The following is a 2,550-nucleotide window of genomic DNA, read 5'->3' on the forward strand; positions in this document are numbered from 1 at the left end:
CGGCGGCGCCTTCACCCTCGCCCAGGCAGGACTGCTGGACGACCGCCGAGCCATCACCCACTGGAACCTCGTCGACCTGCTCCGCACCCACCACCCCCGCGTCACGGTCGAACCCGACGCCCTCTTCATCGAGGACGACAACATCTGGACCGCGGCGGGCACCGCGGCCGGCATCGACCTGTGCCTGCACCTCGTCCGCACCACCCACGGCTCCGAGGCCGCCGCGACCATCGCCCGCTCGATGGTCACCGCCCCCTTCCGCTCCGGCACCCAGGCCCAGTTCATCGAGCACCCCACCCCACGCGCCGACCGCGACGCCGATGCCCTCGCCGCCGTACGCGAATACGCCCTCCGGCACCTCCACGAACCGCTCACGGTCAACGACCTCGCCGCCCGCGCGGACATGTCGGCACGCTCCTTCGCCCGCCACTTCACGGCGGCCACCGGCACGACCCCACTCCGCTGGCTCCTGGACCAGCGCATCGCGGCCGCGCAGAAACTCCTGGAACGCACCGACCTCCCCATGCCCGAGGTGGCCCGCCGCGCGGGCTTCGGCAGCGAGGTCACGATGCGCCAGCACTTCGCATCGCGCCTCGCCACCAGCCCCCGCGCCTACCGCGCCTCGTTCACCGGCGGCAGCAGCCCGATCGCCCGATAGGCGCCGTCCACCGTCGGCTTCGCCATGCCCCGCGCCCGCTCGGCCCCCCGCCGCAGCACCTCCTCCAGATACGTGGGGTCCGCCGCCAGCTCCTTGTGCCGCTGCTGCACGGGCCTGAGCAGTTCCACCACGGCCTCGGCGGTGTCCTTCTTCAATGCGCCGTACGACTCGTACGCACCGCCCAAGGCTTCCGGGTTCCCGCCCTGGCAAGCCGCGAGGATCTCCAGCAGATTCGAGACCCCCGGCTTGGACTCGCGGTCGAACACGATCTCGGTGCCGCTGTCCGTCACGGCCCGCATGATCTTCTTGCGCACCACGTCCGGCTCGTCGAGCAGATAGACGATCCCGGCACCGGCTTCGTGGGACTTGCCCATCTTCGACGTGGGGTCCTGCAGGTCCATGACCCGCGCGGCCACCTTGGGCGGCGTGGCCCGCGGCACGACGAAGGTCTGCCCGTACCGCTGGTTGAACCGCACCGCCAGGTCCCGCGTCAGCTCGACGTGCTGCGTCTGGTCCTCACCGACCGGCACCTCGTCGGCGTCGTACGCCAGGATGTCGGCCGCCATCAGCACGGGATAGGTGAGGAGCGACAGCCGTACGCTCCCGCCCCGCGCCCGCTCCAGTACGGACTTCTCCTTGTACTGGATCATCCGCCGCATCTCGCCGTCCGTGGCGACGCACTCCAGCAGGTACGAGAGCCGGGCGTGCTCGTCCACATGGCTCTGGACGAAGACGGTGGCCCGCTCGGGATCGATCCCCGACGCGAGCAACAGCGTCGCCGCCTGTCGACTGAGCCTGCGCACCCGCCCCGGATCGTGCTCCACGGTCAGCGCGTGCAGGTCCACGATGCTGAACAGGGAGTCGGCCCGGTACTGGTCGACCTCGGCCCACTGCCGGACGGCTCCCAGGTAGTTGCCCAGGGTCAGATGCCCCGTCGGCTTGACCCCGCTGAAGATCCTCGTCATTTCTCCGCCTCCTGGTCAGGACCGCCGACCCGGCGACCGGGCTCCGGATCCTCCAGGGGGAGAACGAGAAACGGCCGCCGAGGCGGCGGCCGTTGAGTACATGCGTATGTACGGCCGCCCTCAGGCGGCCCACCACAGTTGGGCGTACGCACGTGTAGTCACGTCACCCAGAGTAGACCCGTCGGGGGCCCGTCGTCAGGAGTTGACACGCCCGGTGTGGCTACGTAGTGTTCTCCGAGTTGCCCGACGTGAGCGTCGACCACATGGTCGGTCCCCGGGCAGCCATTCCGCAAGAACCATTACAACGATCGACGTCGTGCGCCCTTCTGGGCCTCGCCTTCGGCTCGTTTTCATGCGTGTTTGCGAAATGAGGAATCGGCGTTCGAAAGGACGCCCCCGATTAGGTCGGGAGCCAGGATTCCGCTAAAGTCTCACTCGTCGGAACGGCCCAACAGCCGCAAAGACAAACCCCGCTGACTGGGGGTCAGGCCCGAAAGGATCTGATAAAGTCGGAACCGCCGGAAAGGGAAACGCGAAAGCCGAAAGGCCGGAGCGGGAACCGGAAAGGCACCGAGGAAATCGGACACGAAAGAGTCTGATAGAGTCGGAAACGCAAGAACAAAAGAAACACCGAAGGGAAGCGCCCGGAGGAAAGCCCGCGAGGGTGAGTACAAAGGAAGCGTCCGTTCCTTGAGAACTCAACAGCGTGCCAAAAGTCAACGCCAGATATGTTGATAACCCCGTCTCCAGCATCAGCTGGGACGCGGTTCCTTTGAAAAAACACAGCGAGGACGCTGTGAACCGGGGAGATTATTCCTCTTCCTGGTTCCGCTCTCGTGGTGTTGCACCGGATTACCGGTACACATTCACGGAGAGTTTGATCCTGGCTCAGGACGAACGCTGGCGGCGTGCTTAACACATGCAAGT

General features: G+C 66.7%; 2 protein-coding genes and 1 rRNA gene. 2 read left to right on the forward strand and 1 reads right to left on the reverse strand.

Annotation, left to right across the window (positions count from 1 at the left end; all coding sequences use genetic code 11):
* The coding region (locus AOK03_RS37105; protein WP_055569779.1) for a GlxA family transcriptional regulator at positions 1-658 on the forward strand (658 nt) is incomplete at its 5' end.
* Here the strand turns inward: AOK03_RS37105 and trpS are convergent.
* Entirely contained in the window at positions 613-1,623 is a 1,011-nt protein-coding gene (trpS, locus tag AOK03_RS37110; RefSeq protein ID WP_055569780.1) for a tryptophan--tRNA ligase, read from the reverse strand. The two genes, AOK03_RS37105 and trpS, sit on opposite strands and share 46 nt — an antisense overlap.
* Positions 1,624-2,488: 865 nt before the next feature.
* Here trpS and AOK03_RS37115 point away from each other — a divergent pair.
* Positions 2,489-2,550 (forward strand): 16S ribosomal RNA (locus AOK03_RS37115); the annotation flags it as partial.

This window comes from Streptomyces atriruber, from assembly GCF_001418325.1.
GTDB lineage: Bacteria > Actinomycetota > Actinomycetes > Streptomycetales > Streptomycetaceae > Streptomyces > Streptomyces atriruber.

Coding starts and splice junctions, on each gene's coding strand:
- trpS (WP_055569780.1), bottom strand. CDS start 1,623: ATGACGAGGATCTTCAGCGGGGTCAAGCCGACGGGGCATCTGACCCTG.